The following is an 18632-nucleotide window of genomic DNA, read 5'->3' on the forward strand; positions in this document are numbered from 1 at the left end:
GCGGCGGCCGTGATCAGACGCCCGGTGGTCGCGGTACCGATCCGGATCGCCTCCGCGGTCGACATGCCGCGTTCCCGCGCCTCGACCATTCGGGACACCAGGAACACCTCGTAGTCGGTGGCCAGGCCGAACCCGACCGCGACGACCAGCGCGATCAGCACCACCATCAACGGCGTCGGCGTGAAGTTCAGCAACGTCGAGAAGTGCCCGTCGACGAAGATCCAGGTCAGGATGCCCAGCGTGGATCCGAGCGTCAGCGCGCTCATCACCACCGCCTTGATTGGCAACACCACCGACCCGAACGCCAGGAACATCAACAGTGTTGTGGCGCCGAGTAATAGGACGAGCATCAGCGGCGCCTTGCTGAACAGGCTGTGGATGCTGTCCTGCTCCAGCGCCGGCGTGCCGCCGACCAGAAGAGTCAGGCCCTTCGGCGGCGATATCGCCCGCAGCTCGCTGATCTTCTTGGCGGCGTCATTGCGATTGGACAGGCCGTTCTGGATCACCCGCACCGACCCGTCCTTGGGCTGCGCAGCCCCGTTCGGCCCGCTGACACAGGGGTTGCCGGCGATCGTGGGGCACGGCCGCTCCTGCCAGGTTTTGTCGGTAAACCCGGTAATCGAGGAGATCCGGTTGCGGATGTCGGCAACCTGCTGGTCGGTGACCTTGCTGCCGTTGTCGCTCTTGATCACCATCGTCAGTTGTTCGGTCCGGTATCCGGGAAAGAGCTTGTCGAAGTGCTCCTGCGCCAGACGGACGGAATTGTTGGGCGGCAGGTACTTCTCGCTCATGCCGCCGAACGACAGGTTGCCCAGCGGGATGACCAGCAGGATCATGCCGACGGCGATCGGGATGGCGAACGCCAGCGGCCGCTTCATCACGAAGTTGACGAGCTTGCCCCAGAACCCGGCCTCGACCTCCTCGCGGGTCTTGGTCTTCTGCAGCCGGTCGGCGAGCCAGTTGAGGTAGGCGCGCGAATACTTCCAATTGCGCAGGAACGGGACCCGGAACGCCGTCCGCACGCCCAGCGCGTCGACGTGGCGGCCGAGGATCCCCAGGCAGGCCGGCAGCAACGTGATCGAAAGCAGCGCCGCAAGCCCGACCGCGGCGAAGATCGCATAGACCAGCGAATGCACGAAGCCCTGCGGCAACACCAGCAGGCTGGCGCTCGACGCGATGATCAGCGCCGCGGAGAACGTCACGGTGCGACCGGCCGTCATGACCGTGCGGCGCACGGCGGCGTCGGTGTCGTAGCCCTCGGCGATCTCCTCGCGGAATCGGCTCACCACGAAAAGCCCGTAGTCGATGGCGATACCGAAACCGATCAGCGAGATCACCGGTTGGGCGAAGAAGTGCACCGGGCCGAAGATGGCGACGAACCGCAGGATGCCCAGCGAGCCTGCAATGCTGAGACCGCCCACCATGACCGGCAAGCCGGCGGCGACCGCGCCGCCGAACACCAGGAACAGCACCACCGTCACTATCGGTAGCCCGATGTATTCCAGCGCCTCCTGGTCGGTGGCGATGGTGCCGGTCAGGGCGTTGGCTATCGGCTCCAGGCCGGCGAGCTGAACCGTGCCGCCGTCGAGCTTCTGCAGGTCGGGCGCGATGGCCTTGTAGTTGTTGAGGATGCTGTCGTCGTCGTCGCCCTTCAGCGGGATGGAGACGAACGTGTGCTTCCTATCCTCGGTGGCCATCCCCTTGATCAGCGAGCTCGGGCTGTCGGGCGCCGCCAGCCAGCCGGCCCAGCCGACGACCTGATCGGGATGGTCGTTCTTGAACTTGTTGAGCTCGCCGACGATTCTGTCCCGCCACGCCGGGTCGTCGACCGATCCGCCGTTCGGGGCGGTGAAGGTGGCCACCACGTGGCTGGTGCGGTCGCGGCCGTAGGTCTTGTCGCCCAGTACCGACGCCTTCACCGATTGGCTGCCCTCGTCGTAGAAGCCGCTCTGTGTGACATGCTTGCCCAGGCTCATCCCGAACAGGCCGCCGAGAAGGCAAAGAGCCACCGTGACTCCGATGACGATGTACCGGTAGCGGTACACGGTTCGACCCCACCAGGCGAACACGTAAGCTCCTTACTGGATCTCTACGGACCCGCGCATTGGGTTCCCAGTCTCACACACGCGTGGTCAATAGGGCGGACAGCGGCCGGAAGGGCTGCAGCCACGCTCCATGGTCAGGCAGCGAATCTAGGCCGATTCGCGGCAATGGCTCCCGGAAAACACCCGCAATGTCTTCCAGGTCGACGAAGTCCAAGGTATCCGACGCTAACGCCCAACTCGCGTGTTCACGAAATCCGATCACCTGGACGCCAACCCCGCTGCGCGCGATTTCTTCCAGCGGTTGACGGAACGCCTGGCCGTCGGCCGAAGCCACGACCAGTGCCGCAAGGCCTTCTTGGCGCCGCTGTTCGATGTGCGCGAGCATGTCGCGGTCGACGTCGCTGTCCTCGTCGATCTTCGGCTTGGCAAAGACCGCGAAGCCCACGTTACGCAGCGCGTCGACCCACGGTCGAACGACGTCGGCGCTGCCCGGGGCGATGTTGGTGAAGACGGTGGCCTCCGGTTCGACCACGACGCCCGGGCGGCCGGCGCTGACCTCCGCGGTGCGGGCCAGCAGCCAGCGACCGAGCGCGTCAAAGCGTGGACGCTCGAGGGCGGTGGGGCGCCGGCCCAGGATGGACCCGAGGCCCATGTCGAGGTTGGGGGCGTCCCACACCAGCAGTACGCGCTTGGGCGGCGCTTCGAAACTGCCCAGACCGCCCGACAGCACCGCCGGTGATTCGAGCGGTTCGGGTACTGCTGCGGTCTGTTCGGTCAGGCTCATGCTCATCGCCTCTATCGTCGAAGCCAGATCAACTCGGTCACAGCGCTGCCCGCTTCTCGAGCTTTCGTCTCGTATTTGGTGGTGGGCCGGACGATCGAGACCGGCAGTCGGCTGCCGGGCTCGACACGGCACAGCCGGGCTTCGGCGTCGCCGGCCTGGGCGATCTGCTCGGCATACCCGGGGTGGTCCGTCGCGGCGTGCAGGACACCACCAGGGAGTAACCGGTCAGCGATCAGGCCAATCGTGCTCGGTTGCAGGAACCGGCGTTTGTGGTGGCGTGCCTTGGGCCAGGGGTCGGGAAAGAAGACGCGGACCCCGCTCAGCGACGCGGGCGCAATGAGATAGTGCAGGACGTCGACCGCGTTGCCCCGGATCAACCGGATGTTGCCGACCCGGTCGCGGTCGATCGCGGACAGCAGCTGCGCCAGCCCCCGCCGGTAGACCTCCACCGCGATCACGTCGACGCCGGGCTCGTTCTTGGCCATCGCCAGCGTGGATGTGCCGCTGCCACAGCCGATTTCGAGCACTACCGGCGCATCGCGGCCAAACCACGCGCTGGTGTCCAGCGGTTCGGTCCGCCGGGGTATCTCCGACATGCCCAGCTGCGGCCACAGGCGTTCCCAGGTCTGGCGCTGGGCGTCGGACAGGGCGGAGCGCCGGGAACGAAAACTCGACGCCGGAAGGTAGCCGTGCTGCGGGTTGTCCGAATCGTGCGGCTCCGGTGCTGGGGTCACGTGCTGGCCAACCTCTAGTCCGGTCCTCGCCTCCACCGGTGTGTCGGGACGTGTCCCCACCCGGGGTTGCGCATGCATTTGTCCATGGTGGCCCATGAACGCCCGATGTAGCCGCCCCTGGTCCAGATTGATACCCAACAGTTGCCTTCGGCTGGTAACACCAAGGTGGCTCGCATCTCGGTGGCGCAGGTGCCACCATTCGGTGGGACTCGATCCGCCACCGGGCAAAATGGGCTGGCCGGCGGATCGGCCAACGCGATCGACCGGCAGAGGGACAGGGGCACCAGATTTTCGTCGACGAGCTGACGCGATTCGCCGCCGAGCACGCTGACCCGCGCGTGATGGCGATCGCCGAACGAGCCGCCGCGCCACTGCGCGTGGCGGTCCGCGGGCGTCGGGGCGTGGGGTGCGGCACGGTCGCGCGCGCCCTGGACCGCGCCGGCCGCGCGTCGAGGATCGCGGTGGCCCCGCCGGACCGCGCCGGCGACCGCGACGTCGACGTCGTTGTCTACGTCATTGCCGAGGTGATCAAGCCGGAGGACGCCGACGCGATCGGCGCGGCCGAGCGCCCGGTGCTGGCGGTGCTGAACAAAGCCGATCTGGCCGGCTCGCTGTCGGGCCGCGGCGACAATCCAATCGCGGCCGCGCGCGGACGCTGCGCGAAACTCGCGACGCTCGCCGGTGTCCCGGTCGAGCCGATGATCGGCCTGCTCGCCGTCGCCGCGCTCGACGACCTGGACGCCACGGTGTGGGCCGGGCTGCGGGAGTTGGCCGCGCAGCCCGGCGGCGCTGCGTCACTCGACGGGTCCTTCGACGGATTCCTGGCGGCCGACAACCCGGTGCCCGTCGCCGCTCGGCGGCTCCTGCTGCACACGCTGGATCTGTTCGGCACCGCGCTGGGGATCGCGGCGGTCCGCCAGGGCAGGACGCCGGCGCAGCTGCGCGCCCTGCTGCGCCGCACCAGCCGCCTGGACGTGGTCCTGACCAAGCTGTCGGCCCTGGGCGCCGAGGCGCGCTACCGGCGGGTGCTCGACGCCGTCGCGGAATTGGAGGCCCTGGCCGTCTCCCACAGCGAAATCGACGAGCGGATTGGCCGATTCCTTCGCCGCGACGACACGGTGATCGCCCGGATGGCCGCCGCGGTCGACCTGGCCGAGGCGGCCGGGCTGCGGGTCGGCCCCGTGTCCGCCGACGCCGATCCGGCCGCGCACCTGCCGCGGGCCGCCCTCTGGCAGCGCTACAGCCGCGGACCGGTGAGCGACGTGCACCGCGCCTGCGGGGCGGACATCGCCAGGGGATCGCTGCGGCTGTGGTCGCAGACCTGCGGATCACTTCCCGATGCCGCCGGGCAGGCATGGTGAGCGGCGAGGATCGCGACGACCCGGCCGCCCGGGTGGACGCGCTGGTGGCGGGGATCGGCCCGCGGCTGGACGCGCCCGCCGTCAATCGGCTCGACGTCGTACTGGTGACCGGCCCGTGGATGTCCGGGGTGAGCGGGGTGGTCGCGGCGCTGCGGGAACGGCTGCCGCAGCACAAGTTCGTCGAGTCGACGGATCTGGGACCCGGCGATGCGCCGGCCGCGGTGGTGTTCGTGGTGTCGGCGGCCGCGCCGTTGACCGAATCCGACTGTGTGCTGCTGGACGGCGCCGCCGAACACACCGACGCGGTGATCGGCGTGGTGTCCAAGATCGACGTGCACCTCAACTGGCGCGACACGCTGAAGGTCGATCGGGAGACGTTGGCCGCGCACGCACCGCGCTATGGCCAGGTGCCGTGGGTGGGCGCGGCCGCGGCCCCCGACCTCGGTGAGCCGGCCGTCGACGAGCTGGTGGACACCGTGTCGGCGCAGCTCGCCGATTCCGATATCGCGCGGCGAAATAGGCTGCGGGCGTGGGAATCTCGGCTTCAGACACTGCGACAGCGCGTCGAACGCGACGCCGAGGGCGCCGGTCGGCGGGTCCGGGTCGAGGCGTTGCGCGAAGAGCGCGGCACGGCCCTGCGCCAGCGGCGCCAGGCGAAATCCGAGCGGACGATCACGCTGCGCGGCCAGATCCAGCAGGCGCGGGTCGAGTTGTCCTACTTCGCGCGCAACCGCTGCTCGGCGCTGCGCGGTGAACTGCAGGAGGACGTCGGCGGTCTGTCCCGGCGCAAGATTCCCGAGTTCGAGGCGCACACCCGCGAGCGGCTGGACGAGATAGTCACCGAGGTGAGCGAGCACACCACCACACACCTGGCGGGCATCGCGACGGAGATGGGGGTGCCGGTCGCATTGCCGGCCGTCGACAAGCTGCCGGCGGTCGACGTGGGACCCCCGCACCTGAAATCGCGGCGGCAGGAAACCTGGCTGATGATGCTGCTGGGTGCCGGGTTCGGGCTGGGCGTCGCGCTGACGCTGAGCCGGCTGGTCGCCGGTTTGGCCCACGGCCTGAACCCCCTGGCCCAAATCGCCGGGGCCGCGGCATGCGTGGCGATCGGCCTGGCCGTCACCTTCCTGGTGGTCAATCTCCGCGGCCTGCTGCACGACCGCGCCTTGCTCGACCGCTGGGCCGGCGACGCGACGTCGTCGCTGCGTTCGGCGGTCGAGGAGTTTGTCGCCACCCGGGTGCTGGTCGCCGAGTCGGTGCTGAGCACGGCGCTCCTCGCCCGCGAGGAGGCGGAGAACGCGCGGGTGTCCGAGCAGGTCAGCGCCATCGACAGCGAACTGCGCGAGCACGCGATCGCCGCGGCGCGGGCCGCGGCGGTGCGCGATCGGGAGATGCCGACGATCGCCGCGGCGCTCGAGGCCGTCCGTGCAGAGCTGGGAGAACCGGGTATACCCCAATCCGAGCAGGAACCCGAGAACGAATCCGAGAACGTGGCCGAACCCGCCGGCGAGGACGAAATCGCCGAAGCGGCGTCGACGGACACGGACGGCGACGATTCGTGACGGCCGGTTTCTGAATCGTTGTTGTGAGGAGGCTTATACCCGCCCGAACCATCCCCAGCAAGGTGATCACGATAACCTGTAGTTAACGCATCACCATGTCAACAGTTGTGTGGGCGAACGCATACGCACGACGAACGCCAGGAACGCAGACGAAGAATTCAGGAGAGTTCGATGACCTCAGCGACCATTCCGGGTCTGGACAACCCGCCCACCGAGCACCAGGGGCTGCTGTCGTGGGTGGAGGAGGTCGCCGAGCTCACCCAGCCGGACCGGGTGGTGTTCGCTGACGGCTCCGACGAAGAGTGGCAGCGGCTGACCGACCAGCTCGTCGAGGCGGGCACGTTCAAGCGCCTGAACCCCGAGAAGTACCCCAATTCCTTCCTGGCGTTGTCCGATCCGTCCGACGTCGCGCGCGTGGAGTCGCGGACCTTCATCTGCTCCGAGCGGGAGAGCGACGCGGGGCCCACCAACAACTGGATGGACCCGGCGGAGATGCGCTCCACCCTGAAGGACCTGTACCGGGGCTGCATGCGCGGCCGCACGATGTACGTGGTGCCGTTCTGCATGGGCCCGCTCGGGGCCGACGACCCCAAGCTGGGCGTGGAGATCACCGACTCCGAATACGTCGTCGTCTCCATGAAGGTGATGACCCGGATGGGCAAGGCCGCCCTGGAGAAGATGGGCAACGACGGATTCTTCGTCAAGGCGCTGCACTCCGTCGGGGCCCCGCTGGAGCCGGGCCAAAAGGACGTGCCGTGGCCCTGCAACGACACCAAATACATCACCCACTTCCCGGAGACCCGCGAGATCATGAGCTACGGCTCCGGCTACGGCGGCAACGCCCTGCTGGGCAAGAAGTGCTACTCGCTGCGCATCGCGTCGGCAATGGCCCACGACGAGGGCTGGCTCGCCGAGCACATGCTGATCCTCAAGCTGATCTCCCCGGAGAACAAGGCCTACTACTTCGCCGCGGCGTTCCCGTCGGCCTGCGGTAAGACCAACCTGGCCATGCTGCAGCCGACCATCCCGGGCTGGCGGGCCGAAACGCTCGGCGACGACATCGCCTGGCTGCGGTTCGGCAAGGACGGCCGGCTATACGCGGTCAACCCCGAGTTCGGTTTCTTCGGGGTCGCACCGGGCACCAACTGGAAGTCCAACCCCAACGCCATGCGCACCATCGCCGCGGGCAACACCGTCTTCACCAACGTCGCGCTGACCGACGACGACGAGGTGTGGTGGGAAGGCCTGGAGGGCGAGCCGGATCACCTGATCGACTGGAAGGGTCAGGACTGGATCATTCGCGAGACGGAAACCAAAGCGGCCCACCCGAATTCGCGTTACTGCACGCCGATGTCGCAGTGTCCGATCCTGGCGCCGGAGTGGGACGACCCGCAGGGTGTGCCGATCTCGGGCATCCTGTTCGGCGCGCGCCGCAAGACCACGGTGCCCCTGGTGACCCAGGCCCGCGACTGGCAGCACGGCGTGTTCATGGGAGCCACCATGGGCAGCGAGCAGACCGCCGCCGCCGAGGGCAAGGTCGGCACCGTGCGCCGCGACCCGATGGCCATGCTGCCGTTCCTCGGCTACCACGTCGGTGACTACTTCCAGCACTGGCTGGATCTCGGCAAGAACTCCGACGAGTCCAAGCTGCCGAAGGTGTTCTTCGTCAACTGGTTCCGCCGCGGCGAGGGCGGCAAGTTCCTGTGGCCGGGCTTCGGGGAGAACAGCCGCGTGCTGAAGTGGATCGTCGACCGCATCGAGCACAAGGCCGGCGGCCAGGACACCCCGATCGGCATCGTCCCCACCGCCGAGGACCTCGACTTGGACGGCCTCGACGTCACCGGCGAGGACGTGGGTCGGGCTTTGACCGTCGACGCCGACGAGTGGCGCAAGGAATTGCCGCTGATCGAGGAGTGGTTCGAGTTCGTCGGCGACAGGCTGCCCACCGGCGTCAAGGACGAGTTCGAGGCGCTCAAGCAGCGGCTGTCCGAATCGTCGTAGCACCCCGGCGCTAGCCGCCAATTGCCTGCCGTCGCAAGGACTTCGGCAGGTAGACCGCGCCCGGTCCCGCGCCCGCCGCGGTGTCACCGGGATTGGAGATGGCGCAGCGCTTCAGCGACAGACAACCGCAGCCGATGCACGAGTCCAGGTTGTCGCGAAGCGCCATCAGGCCCGCGATTTGATCGTCGAGGCGCGTGCGCCACGTTTTCGATAGCGCGGCCCAGTCGGCGCGCGTCGGGGTGCGGGCGTCCGGGAGTTTCGCCAGGGCGTCGGCGACCTCCTCCAGCCTTAGCCCGACGTTTCGGGCGGCCCGGATGAACGCCAGGCGCCGCAACATGTGCCGCTCGAACCGGCGCTGGCCGCCGGACGTCCGGGACGCGGTGATCAGGCCCTGGCTTTCGTAGAACCGGATGGCCGACGCGGCGAAGCCACTTCGCGTCGCGATCTCGCTGACGGTGAACAAATCCCGCTTATCCATACGACCTCCCTACCGGACTTGACTTAAAGTTTACTTTAACTATCAGTATGGGGCGTATGACTCAATCCGACACCCGTCCCGTCGCAATCGTCACAGGCGCCTCGCGCGGATTCGGCAAGGCGCTGACCGCCGCCCTGCTCGACCGAGGCTGGACCGTCGTGGGCGATGCCCGCCGCGACCCCGACCTGGAAACCACTGCGGCAGAGCTGAATTCGACACGACTGATCGCGTTACCCGGAGACGTCACGCAAGCGTCGCATCGTGACGCGTTGGTCGCGGCCGCGATCGACGCCGGGCCGCTTCGGCTGCTGGTCAACAACGCGAGCCGGTTGGGTCCCAGCCCCCAACCGCTGCTCGCCGACTATCCGGCGTCCGAGTTTTCGGCCGTGTACCAGACGAACCTGTTCGCCCCGCTGGCGCTGATCCAGGCGGCGCTGCCGGCTCTCACCGAGAACGGCGGGGTGGTTGTCAACCTGACCTCCGACGCCGCCGTCGAACCGTATCCCGGCTGGGGCGGCTACGGCTCGTCCAAGGCCGCCCTCGATCAGCTGTCGGCCGTGCTGGCCGCCGAGATCCCGGCCGTGCCGGTGTATGCGTTCGACCCCGGCGACATGCGCACCGAGATGCACCAGGCCGCGTTCCCGGGCGAGGACATCTCCGATCGTGCCGAGCCGGAATCCGTCGTGCCCGCGGTGTTGCGGCTCCTGGACACCCGCCCGAAGTCCGGTCGGTATCGGTCCGCGGACCTGGCGCTCTCCGGAGCGCGGCAATGACTCTCCCGAGCCTCCCGACAATCCCGACCATCCCGCCTGTCCCGCAGCCGCACACGCGCTTCCACCGGCGCCCGGGCTCCGATGCCACCGAGCCGCCCGAGGCGCGCGGCCTGGCCCGGGACGCGGTCAAGCTGCTGGTCGCCCGGCCCACCGGGATCGACCACGCGCACTTCCGCGACCTCGGTGAGTACCTGCGGGCCGGCGACCTATTGGTGGTGAACGATTCCGCCACCATGCCCGCCGCGGTCGACGGCCGCCGCGCCGGTCAGCCGATCGCGGTGCACTTCTCCACCGTGCGCACCGAGAAAGTGTGGGTGGTGGAGCTGCGGCCCGCGGCGAACGCGACCGGACACCTCACCGACGTCCGGCCCGGCGAACGCATCGACCTGCCCGGCGGCGCCGCGCTCGTCATCGAGTCGTCCTATCCGCGGCCCGGCGTCGGCGGCGCCCGCTTGTGGACCGCGCGGGTGATCATCGAGGGCAACGTCGGGGCGTACCTCGGCCGGCACGGCCGGGCGATCCGCTACGCCTATGTATCGCGGCAGTGGCCGCTGCGCTACTACCAAACCGTGTTCGCCCGTCGTCCCGGCAGCGCCGAAATGCCCAGCGCGGCACGTCCTTTCAGCACGGAATTGGTGACAGCTCTGGTGGCGAGCGGGGTCGCGATCGCGCCGATCACGCTGCACGCCGGGGTGTCCTCGGCGGAGGCGGGCGAGCCGCCCACGCCCGAGCTTTTCCGGGTGCCACCCGCGACCGCGCGGTTGGTGAACTCCACGCGCTCGGCCGGCGGCAGGGTGATCGCGGCCGGAACCACGGTGACCCGCGCTCTGGAATCGGCCGCGGACCGCGGCGGCACGGTGCGGCCGGTGGCGGGCTGGACGGACCTGGTGCTCGGCCCATCCCGCCCGAGCCGCGTGGTCGACGGCTTGATCACCGGATGGCACGACGCCGGCGCGTCCCACCTGTTGCTGCTGGAGGCCGTCGCCGGCCCGGAGTTGGTGGCCGGCGCCTACCGCGAGGCCGTCGAACGCGGCTATTTGTGGCATGAATTCGGCGACAGCGCCCTGCTGCTGCCCACTTGACACCCGTCAACACGCGCGGCGGTACAGTCCTCGCATGCAGATTCGCCCCCACATCGGCGCCGACAAGCCCGCCGTGATCCTGCACCCGTCGGGCACCGTCGTCACGTTCGACGACCTGGAAGCCCGCGCCAACCGGCTGGCCCACCGGTTCCGCGAGGCCGGCCTGCGCGAGGGTGACACCGTCGCGATCCTGATGGAGAACAACGAACACATCCACGCGGTCATGTGGGCGGCGCGGCGCAGCGGCCTGTACTACGTGCCGATCAACACGCACCTGACCCCGGCCGAGGCGGCGTACATCATCGACAACAGCAGCGCCCGGGCGATCGTCGGATCGGGCGCACTGCGTGAAACCTGCGAGGGCCTGGCGCAACACTTGCCGGGCGGGCTACCGGCCCTGCTGATGATGGCCGACGGCGATCTCGACGGCTGGGAGCGCTACCCGGAATGCGTTGCGGGCCAACCCGACACACCGATCGACGACGAACTCGAGGGCGACCTGCTGCAGTACTCCTCGGGCACCACCGGGCGGCCCAAGGGAATCAAACGCGAGTTGCCGCACGTCCCGCCGGCGGACGCGGCGGGCATGATGGCGGCGCTGGTGGAATTCTGGATGACGCCTGACTCGATCTATCTGAGCCCGGCCCCGCTGTATCACACGGCGCCGTCGGTGTGGTCGATGACCGCGCAGGCCGGCGGCATCACGACCGTGGTTCTGGAGAAGTTCGATCCCGAGGGCACGCTGGACGCCATCCAGCGCTACCGCGTGACCCACGGCCAGTTCGTGCCGGCCATGTTCACCCGGATGCTCAAACTGCCTCAGGCGGTTCGTGATTCGTACGACATATCCAGCCTGCAGCGGGTGATGCACGCCGCGGCGCCGTGTCCGGTGGAGATCAAGAAGCAGATGATCGACTGGTGGGGGCCGATCGTCGACGAGTATTACGCGTCCTCGGAGGCGATCGGGTCGACGTTGATCAGCGCCGAGGAGTGGCTGGCCCATCCCGGTTCGGTCGGCCGGCCCATGAACTGCCAGATCCACATCCTCGGCGAGGACGGAACAGAGCTGCCCGCGGGGCAGCCCGGTGAGATCTACTTCGAGGGCGGCTTCTCCTTCGAATACCTCAACGATCCGACGAAAACCGCTGCCTCACATGACAAGCACGGTTGGGCCACCGTCGGCGACGTCGGCTATCTCGACGACGAGGGCTACTTGTTCCTGACCGACAGGCGCCACCACATGATCATCTCCGGCGGGGTGAACATCTATCCGCAGGAGACCGAGAACCTTCTGGTCACCCACCCCAAGGTGCTCGACGCGGCGGTGTTCGGCATTCCCGATGACGAGATGGGCCAGCGCGTGGTGGCCGCCGTGCAGACCGTCGACCCTGCTGACGCCACCGACGAATTCGCCGCCGAGCTGCTCGGCTGGCTGCGAGACCGCCTGGCGCACTACAAATGCCCGCGATCCATCGCGTTCGAGACGCAGCTGCCGCGCACCGACACCGGAAAGCTCTACAAGAACGGGCTGATCGAGAAGTATTCGGTGTGACTCTCCGGGTGGTCGACCTGTCGGGCGCGACGGACGCCGGCGTCGACGTGCCGCCGGGGGTGACCGTCGCCGTCGGCTCGGCCGCTGACATCGCGAAGTCCGAAACATGGCTCGACGCAGCGACTTTCACCCTGACGGAGGAATCCTGCACCGATCGCCGGGTGGTCACCGTCGATTCGGTGCCCGAGACGCTGGCCGAGCTGACGCGGCGCTGCCAACGCTGGCCGCATGCCAGCAGCGTCTGCGACGACGTGCTGCGCGCGGTCAGCCCCGATGGCCCGACGCTGGCCGCGGTGGTGACCGAGTCGTTGGCCTACTCCACGCTGCAGGCCGGCCCGGAGTTCGCGCGCTGGCTCGACGAGCGCGGCCCCGCCCGCATGCCCGAGATCGGAGACCCGGTGCAGGCGCGCCGCGACGGCGACACCCTGCTCATCGCGTTCAACCGGCCGCAACGCCACAACGCGTTTTCCACCGACGCGCGCGCGGCGCTGCTGGAGGCGCTGACGGTGGCCCAACTCGACCCGTCGGTGACCGGGATCGTGTTGAGCGGCAACGGCCCATCGTTTTGCAGCGGCGGAGACCTCGCCGAGTTCGGCACCTTCGCGGACCCGGCCAGCGCGCACCTGGCGCGCACCCGGCACAGCCCAGCGCTTGCGCTCGACGCGCTGACCGCCCGGCTCGGCCGGTCCTGCCGCGCCGGGGTGCACGGCCGGGTGATGGGCAGCGGACTGGAGATGGCGGCGTTCTGCGGATGGATTGAGGCGCGCGACGATTCGGTCTTCGGGCTACCCGAATTGACCCTGGGCCTGATCCCCGGCGCCGGCGGCACCGTCAGCGTTACGCGCCGAATCGGCCGCTGGCGCACGGCGTATCTCGTGCTGTCCGGACGGACCGTCGGCGCCGATACGGCGCTGGAGTGGGGCCTGGTGGACGCCATTCACGTTGGCGCCCAAGGCCTCTCCCAGTAGAAACTCAGTAACCCGAAAACGTCGTCGTAGTGGTCGACGGCAGGTTGGAAATGGCGAAGGCAAAGATGAAGAAGTACACGATCGCGGACATCAGCCCGATGACCCCGCCCGCGATCGCGGCGATGATCGCCCACTTCTTGGCGCTCTCCGAAGCGGACTGGGCCTCGGCGTACCGCCCCTGCGTCCACAGCCCAGAGACCTTGGTGGAGTAGACGATCGAGACGATTCCCAGCGGAAGACAACACAGGACCGTGGTCAGGATCGCCCAGACGAGGTAGTTGTCCGGTTCGCGCTGGGCCGGCCAGCCCGGCTGCTGGCCCGGCCAACCCGGTTGCTGACCTTGCCAACCCGGTTGCTGGCCCTGCCATTCCGGCGGTTGGCCCTGCCAACCCGGTTGCTGCTGGCCCTGCCATTCTGGGGAACCCTCGTACGGCCCTGGGGGATAACTCATGACGACTCCCTTTCCGTGTGGTTCCCTCGGTTCCAGGCTTTGCTGGCACGTGAAGTCAGGCAAATATACAGCACACATCGGCGTCGGACCGGGAGATTTCGGCTCCCTCCCTTCAGATCCCGCCCCGGGCGACGAGCTGCTCGGCGATCACGTTGCGCTGGATCTCGTTGGTGCCTTCGCCGACGATCATCAGGGGCGCGTCGCGGAAGTATCGTTCGACGTCGTATTCGGTGGAGTAGCCGTAGCCGCCGTGGATGCGCACGGCGTTGAGCGCGATCTCCATCGCGACCTCGGAGGCGAACAGCTTGGCCATCCCGGCTTCCATGTCGCAGCGTTCGCCGCTGTCGTAGCGCTCCGCGGCATACCGGGTGAGCTGACGGGCTGCGGTCAGCTTGGTCGCCATGTCGGCGAGGTAGTTGCCGACGGCCTGGTGCTTCCAGATCGGCCGGCCGAAGCTCTCCCGCTGCTGCGCGTAGGCCAGCGCGTCCTCGAGCGCCGCCGTCGCCACCCCCAGGGCCCGCGCAGCTACCTGGATGCGGCCCGTCTCGAGCCCCTTCATCATTTGCGAAAAGCCCTCGCCCGGGCGGCCGCCCAAAATCGCGGTCGCCGGCAATCGGTAGTTGTCGAACGACAGCTCACAGGACTCGACGCCCTTGTAGCCGAGCTTGGGCAGGTCCCGCGACACCGACAGGCCCGCGCCGTGCTCGACGAGCGCGATCGAGATGCCCTTGTGCCGGGGCTGGGCGTTCGGGTCCGTCTTGCACAACAGGGCGATCAGCCCGGAGCGGCGCGCGTTGGAAATCCAGGTCTTGGAACCGTTGATCACCAGGTCGTCGGATCCGTCGGGCAGCGCGGTGGTGGACATGTTCTGCAGGTCGGAGCCGCCGCCGGGCTCGGTCAGCGCCATCGTGGCCCGCAGCTCGCCGCTGGCCATCGGCGGCAGGTACGTGCGCTTTTGCTGCTCGGTGCCGAACAGGGTCAGCAGCTTGGCCACCACGGTGTGTCCGCCCATCGCGCCGGCCAGGCTCATCCAGCCGCGCGCCAGCTCCTGGGTGACCCGCACATAGCAGGGCATCGACACCGGCGACCCTCCGTATTCCTCGGGAACGGCCAGGCCGTAGATGCCGATCCGCTTCATCTGCTCGATCCACGCATCGGGGTAGGTGTTGGCGTGCTCGACCTCCCGGACGGTCGGTTTCACGTCGCGGTCGATGAACGCCCGCACGGTGGCAACCAGCAGGTCTTCTTCGTCTTGGGAGTCGTCGCTGTGCTCTCTGCTCACCCATGCCATATTGGCCCCGTGACTTATGCCGACATACGCGAGGGTGGACCCTACTTCGACGACCTTTCGGTGGGCCAGGTGTTCGACTGGGCGCCGTCGGCGACGCTGTCGCCGGGTCTGGCCGCGGCGCATCAGGCGATCGTGGGAGACCGGCTGCGCCTGGCGCTGGACGCCGACCTGTGTGCGGCGGTCACGGGCCTGCCCGGCGCGCTGGCGCATCCCGCCCTGGTCTGCGACGTGGCGATCGGGCAGTCGACGCTGGTGACCCAGCGAGTCAAGGCCAACCTGTTCTATCGCGGACTCACGTTTCACCACTTTCCCGCCCTCGGTGACACGATCTACACGCGCACCGAAGTCGTTGGGCTGCGGCCGAATTCGCTCAAGCCCGGACGGGCGCCCACGGGGTTGGCCGCGCTGCGGATGATCACGATCGACCAGGCCGATCAGCTGGTCCTCGACTTCTACCGCTGCGCCATGCTGCCCGCGAGCCCGGACTTTCGTCCCGACGATCGTCCCGCCGACGATCTGTCGGCCATCGGCGCCGACGCGGCCCCGCCCGCCGCCGATCCGACCGCCCACTGGGACGGCGAGGCTTTCCGGGCCAAGGTGCCCGGGCCGCATTTCGACCCCGGGATCGCGGGCGCGGTGTTGCACAGCACCGGCGACGTTGTCAGCGGCGCACCGGAATTGGCCCGGCTGACCTTGAATATCGCTGCCACACACCATGATTCGCGGGTCGGCGGGCGCCGGCTGGTGTACGGCGGGCACACCATCGGGCTGGCGCTCGCGCAGGCCAGCCGGCTGCTGCCCAATCTGGTGACGGTGCTGGGCTGGGAGTCCTGCGACCACACCGGCCCGGTGCACGAGGGCGACACCCTCTACAGCGAACTACACGTCGAGTCCGCGCAGCCGACCGAGCAGGGCGGCGTGCTGAACCTTCGCTCGCTGGTCTACTCGGTGAGCGACGACGCGGGCCAGCCCGACCGGCCGGTGCTGGACTGGCGCTTCAGCGCCCTGCAGTTCTGACCCGCGGCGCGGCACGCCACGCGCACAATGGTGTCGTGAGCAGCGAGGCGGCCGACTGGGGAAACAGCGGGTTGGCTTACCTGACCGGGCCGCCCGACGGGCCGGCGGACTTCTCCCGCGCCCACGTGCTGACCCGCGCCGAGGGGGTCGCCGCGGACATCGCCCACCGAGCCGGCATCCGCGTTGCCGCCGCCCCGCTGCTGACCGGGCGGGCCGCGCTGCTCGGATTGACCCGCGGCGGGGCGGTATCGTGCGGTGGCGCCACCCGATTGCTTGCCGCGCGGGACGGCTGGTGCGCGATCACGCTGTCGCGCCCCGACGATGTCGCCGCGGTGCCCGCGCTCGTCCACGCCGACGACGTGCCCGCCGACCCCTGGCCCACGCTGGGGCGTTGGGCCGCAACGCAACCGGTGGCGGCGATCATCGAGCGAGCGGTTCTGCTCGACCTTCCCGCGGCCGCCCTGGACGAGGTCGCGGCCACGTCGCCGCGGATCGAACGGATGGGATTCCGGGCGGAGGCACACCGGATCGCCGGCCTGTTGGTGGCCGACCTGTCGTCGATGTGGGCGGGCCCGTTGTGCGGACAGCTGCTGGCCCGAGCCGGGGCGACCGTCGTCAAAGTCGAGAGCCCGCGCCGCCCGGACGGCACCCGCAGCGGAAACCGCGCGTTCTTCGACTGGATGAACGGCGGAAAGCTGTCGTATTGCGTCGATTTCGACAACGCCGGCGAACTGCGCGACCTGCTCGCGGTCGCTGACGTCGTGATCGAGGGCTCCCGGCCCGCGGCGCTGGCCAGGCGCCGGCTCAGCCCGGGCGACGTTGCGCCGCGAGCGGGCCGAATCTGGTTGCAGATCACCGGGTACGACGAGCATTCACCGCGGCCGGCGTTCGGCGACGATGCCGCGGTGGCGGGCGGCCTGGTCGGCACCGGCCACGGCGAACCGGTGTTCTGCGGGGACGCCATCGCCGATCCGCTGACGGGGCTGGAGGCGGCCTGCGCGGTCACCGAATCGCTGGTCCGCGGCGGCGGCGAGTCGATCCACGTGTCGCTGGCCGCGGTCGCCGCGACCTACGCGGCGCTGCCCACCCAGCCGTCGGCCTCGGGGCACCCCGCCCCGCCGCCGACCGCGCCGCCGGCGGCCGCGCCGGCGCCCGAACTCGGCGCCCACAACGAGGCGGTGCGGCGCCTGGTAGCCGAAAGGCGTTGCCTGTCATGCTGATTCGGCGGGCCACCCTGCTGGACGGGACGACCACGTGCATCCGGGTCTCCGAACGGATCGAGGAGATGGGCGACGGGCTGACCGCCCGACCGGGGGAGGGTCTGCTCGATGCCGGCGGCGGGACGGTACTGCCCGGGTTGCACGACCACCACGTGCACGTCCGCTCGGCCGCGTCCGCCCTGGACTCGTTTCTCGTCGGCCCGCCCGGCGTCACCACCAAAACCCAACTGATGCAACTGCTGTCGAATGCCACGCCAGGTCCCGACGGGTGGATTCGCGCCGTCGGCTATCACGAGTCCGTCGCCGGCGAGCTGGACCGGGCCGCCCTCGACGCGGTGGTGCCGCGCGTCCCGGTACGCGTCCAGCATCGCAGCGGCGCGCTGTGGATCCTCAACTCGGCCGCGCTGGGCCGCGTCGGCCTGGCCGAACACCCCGACGGCCGGCTGCGCAGCGCCGACCGGGGCTGGTCGGATGCGCTGGCGCGCCGGGAAACCGACCTCGCGGAGCTCAGCCGCCGAATCACCGCGACCGGCGTCACGGGTGTCACCGACGCCACCCCCGACCTCGGCGCCGACGACATGGTCTCGCTGGTGGTGGCGCAGCGCCGCGGCGAATTTCGGCCGCGGCTGCACTTCCTGTCGCCGGGAAAGAAGATCCTGCACGACGACCGCCTCGACCTCGACGCCCTGACGGACTGGATCGCCGAGCACCACGCGGCCGACCGGCCAATCGCGCTGCACTGCGTGACCGCCGCCCAACTCGTGGTCGCCATCGCCGCCCTGCGCGCCGCCGGCAGCCACCCGCGCGACCGCATCGAGCACGCGGCGGTTGTGCCGGACGACACCCTGGCCGACCTGGCCGAACTCTCCGCGTCGGGGGGCCTGACGGTGGTTACGCAGCCCAACTTCGTCGCCGAGCGCGGCGATCAGTACCTCGCCGACGTCCCAGCCGCCGAGCACGGTCAGTTGTGGCGGGTCGCGTCGTTGCTGAAAGCTCAAGTGCGCGTGGCGCTGTCGACCGACATGCCCTTCGGTCACGGCGATCCGTGGACCGCGATGCGCGCCGCGGTGTACCGCACCACACCCAGCGGCGCCGTCCTGGGCGCCGACGAATGTGTCTCGGCGCGAGAGGCTTTGACCATGTTCCTGGGCGCCGCCGAGCGACCGGACCGGGCCCGCGCCGTCGAACCCGGGCAGCCGGGCGACCTGTGCGTGCTGAACGAGCCGCCGGCGACGGCGCTGGCCGAGCTGGACGCCGGCATGGTGGCCGCCACGATCATCGGTGGCGAGCTGGTGTATTTCGCGATGTGA

The 18632-nt window shown here is 69.3% G+C and carries 16 protein-coding genes; 10 read left to right on the forward strand and 6 right to left on the reverse strand.

Going from position 1 to position 18632, the window contains the following annotated elements; translation table 11 throughout:
• The 3 genes from A5745_RS03165 to trmB form a co-directional block, all read right to left on the reverse strand.
• Nucleotides 1–2069 (reverse strand): MMPL family transporter (locus tag A5745_RS03165; protein WP_076115107.1); only part of this gene is annotated, 2069 nt, incomplete at its 3' end.
• A gap of 49 nt (nt 2070–2118) precedes the next feature.
• Nucleotides 2119–2829: an NYN domain-containing protein gene (locus tag A5745_RS03170; protein ID WP_076115076.1), complete on the reverse strand. Its 711-nt coding sequence runs from the start codon at nt 2827–2829 to the stop codon at nt 2119–2121.
• Between the two features lie 11 nt (nt 2830–2840).
• Nucleotides 2841–3659: a tRNA (guanosine(46)-N7)-methyltransferase TrmB gene (gene trmB, locus A5745_RS03175; RefSeq protein ID WP_076058180.1), complete on the reverse strand. Its 819-nt coding sequence runs from the start codon at nt 3657–3659 to the stop codon at nt 2841–2843.
• Nucleotides 3660–3808: 149 nt separating this feature from the next.
• Between trmB and A5745_RS03180 the strand changes: the two genes are divergently transcribed.
• From A5745_RS03180 to A5745_RS03190, 3 genes are all read left to right on the forward strand, one after another.
• Nucleotides 3809–4924, forward strand: a complete 1116-nt coding sequence (locus tag A5745_RS03180; protein WP_076115077.1) for a hypothetical protein — start codon at nt 3809–3811, stop codon at nt 4922–4924.
• A complete protein-coding gene (locus A5745_RS03185; RefSeq protein WP_139329427.1) occupies nt 4918–6489 on the forward strand; it encodes a hypothetical protein in 1572 nt (523 codons plus the stop codon). Before A5745_RS03180 ends, A5745_RS03185 begins: the two co-directional genes overlap by 7 nt.
• A gap of 171 nt (nt 6490–6660) precedes the next feature.
• Nucleotides 6661–8490, forward strand: a complete 1830-nt coding sequence (locus tag A5745_RS03190) for a phosphoenolpyruvate carboxykinase (GTP) (RefSeq protein WP_076058184.1) — start codon at nt 6661–6663, stop codon at nt 8488–8490.
• 10 nt (nt 8491–8500) lie between these two features.
• On the opposite strand, the gene soxR is transcribed toward A5745_RS03190, so the two are convergent.
• Nucleotides 8501–8968 carry a redox-sensitive transcriptional activator SoxR gene (gene soxR, locus A5745_RS03195; protein WP_076058188.1) on the reverse strand — a complete coding sequence of 156 codons (468 nt, stop codon included), beginning with the start codon at nt 8966–8968 and terminating at the stop codon, nt 8501–8503.
• A 56-nt stretch (nt 8969–9024) separates the two neighbouring features.
• Between soxR and A5745_RS03200 the strand changes: the two genes are divergently transcribed.
• The 4 genes from A5745_RS03200 to A5745_RS03215 are packed head-to-tail and all read left to right on the forward strand — an operon-like array spanning nt 9025 to nt 13343.
• A complete protein-coding gene (locus A5745_RS03200) occupies nt 9025–9741 on the forward strand; it encodes an SDR family oxidoreductase (protein WP_076115078.1) in 717 nt (238 codons plus the stop codon).
• Nucleotides 9738–10823 (forward strand): S-adenosylmethionine:tRNA ribosyltransferase-isomerase, encoded by a 1086-nt coding sequence (locus A5745_RS03205; RefSeq protein ID WP_083662674.1) that lies wholly within the window; start codon nt 9738–9740, stop codon nt 10821–10823. The genes A5745_RS03200 and A5745_RS03205 overlap by 4 nt, the downstream gene beginning before the upstream one ends.
• 34 nt (nt 10824–10857) lie before the next feature.
• Entirely contained in the window at nt 10858–12375 is a 1518-nt protein-coding gene (gene fadD4 / locus A5745_RS03210) for a fatty-acid--CoA ligase FadD4 (protein WP_076115079.1), read from the forward strand.
• The gene (locus A5745_RS03215; RefSeq protein WP_254848484.1) at nt 12372–13343 is read left to right on the forward strand and encodes an enoyl-CoA hydratase/isomerase family protein; all 972 of its coding nucleotides are present in this window, start codon (nt 12372–12374) and stop codon (nt 13341–13343) included. Before fadD4 ends, A5745_RS03215 begins: the two co-directional genes overlap by 4 nt.
• Nucleotides 13344–13347: 4 nt before the next feature.
• Here the strand turns inward: A5745_RS03215 and A5745_RS03220 are convergent, their stop codons facing one another.
• Both A5745_RS03220 and A5745_RS03225 read right to left on the reverse strand, forming a co-directional pair.
• Entirely contained in the window at nt 13348–13794 is a 447-nt protein-coding gene (locus A5745_RS03220) for a CD225/dispanin family protein (RefSeq protein ID WP_076115081.1), read from the reverse strand.
• A gap of 112 nt (nt 13795–13906) precedes the next feature.
• A complete protein-coding gene (locus A5745_RS03225) occupies nt 13907–15076 on the reverse strand; it encodes an acyl-CoA dehydrogenase family protein (RefSeq protein WP_254848485.1) in 1170 nt (389 codons plus the stop codon).
• A gap of 18 nt (nt 15077–15094) precedes the next feature.
• Between A5745_RS03225 and A5745_RS03230 the strand changes: the two genes are divergently transcribed.
• From A5745_RS03230 to A5745_RS03240, 3 genes are read left to right on the forward strand one after another with little or no spacing between them, the layout of a single operon-like run.
• Entirely contained in the window at nt 15095–16102 is a 1008-nt protein-coding gene (locus A5745_RS03230; protein ID WP_076115083.1) for a MaoC family dehydratase, read from the forward strand.
• A 35-nt stretch (nt 16103–16137) separates the two neighbouring features.
• Entirely contained in the window at nt 16138–17322 is a 1185-nt protein-coding gene (locus tag A5745_RS03235; RefSeq protein ID WP_076115084.1) for a CoA transferase, read from the forward strand.
• Nucleotides 17316–18632 (forward strand): amidohydrolase family protein, encoded by a 1317-nt coding sequence (locus A5745_RS03240; protein WP_076115085.1) that lies wholly within the window; start codon nt 17316–17318, stop codon nt 18630–18632. Before A5745_RS03235 ends, A5745_RS03240 begins: the two co-directional genes overlap by 7 nt.

This window comes from Mycobacterium sp. IS-2888 (genome assembly GCF_001954215.1).
In the GTDB taxonomy this organism is placed as follows: Bacteria; Actinomycetota; Actinomycetes; order Mycobacteriales; family Mycobacteriaceae; genus Mycobacterium.

What these genes read in the sequence shown, in the direction of transcription:
- A5745_RS03205 (WP_083662674.1), top strand. Translation starts at nt 9,738, where the DNA reads ATGACTCTCCCGAGCCTCCCGACAATCCCGACCATCCCGCCTGTCCCG.
- A5745_RS03185 (WP_139329427.1), top strand. Translation starts at nt 4,918, where the DNA reads ATGGTGAGCGGCGAGGATCGCGACGACCCGGCCGCCCGGGTGGACGCG.
- A5745_RS03220 (WP_076115081.1), bottom strand. Translation starts at nt 13,794, where the DNA reads ATGAGTTATCCCCCAGGGCCGTACGAGGGTTCCCCAGAATGGCAGGGC.
- A5745_RS03200 (WP_076115078.1), top strand. Translation starts at nt 9,025, where the DNA reads ATGACTCAATCCGACACCCGTCCCGTCGCAATCGTCACAGGCGCCTCG.
- A5745_RS03170 (WP_076115076.1), bottom strand. Translation starts at nt 2,829, where the DNA reads ATGAGCCTGACCGAACAGACCGCAGCAGTACCCGAACCGCTCGAATCA.
- A5745_RS03190 (WP_076058184.1), top strand. Translation starts at nt 6,661, where the DNA reads ATGACCTCAGCGACCATTCCGGGTCTGGACAACCCGCCCACCGAGCAC.
- A5745_RS03240 (WP_076115085.1), top strand. Translation starts at nt 17,316, where the DNA reads ATGCTGATTCGGCGGGCCACCCTGCTGGACGGGACGACCACGTGCATC.
- trmB (WP_076058180.1), bottom strand. Translation starts at nt 3,659, where the DNA reads ATGGGCCACCATGGACAAATGCATGCGCAACCCCGGGTGGGGACACGT.
- soxR (WP_076058188.1), bottom strand. Translation starts at nt 8,968, where the DNA reads ATGGATAAGCGGGATTTGTTCACCGTCAGCGAGATCGCGACGCGAAGT.
- fadD4 (WP_076115079.1), top strand. Translation starts at nt 10,858, where the DNA reads ATGCAGATTCGCCCCCACATCGGCGCCGACAAGCCCGCCGTGATCCTG.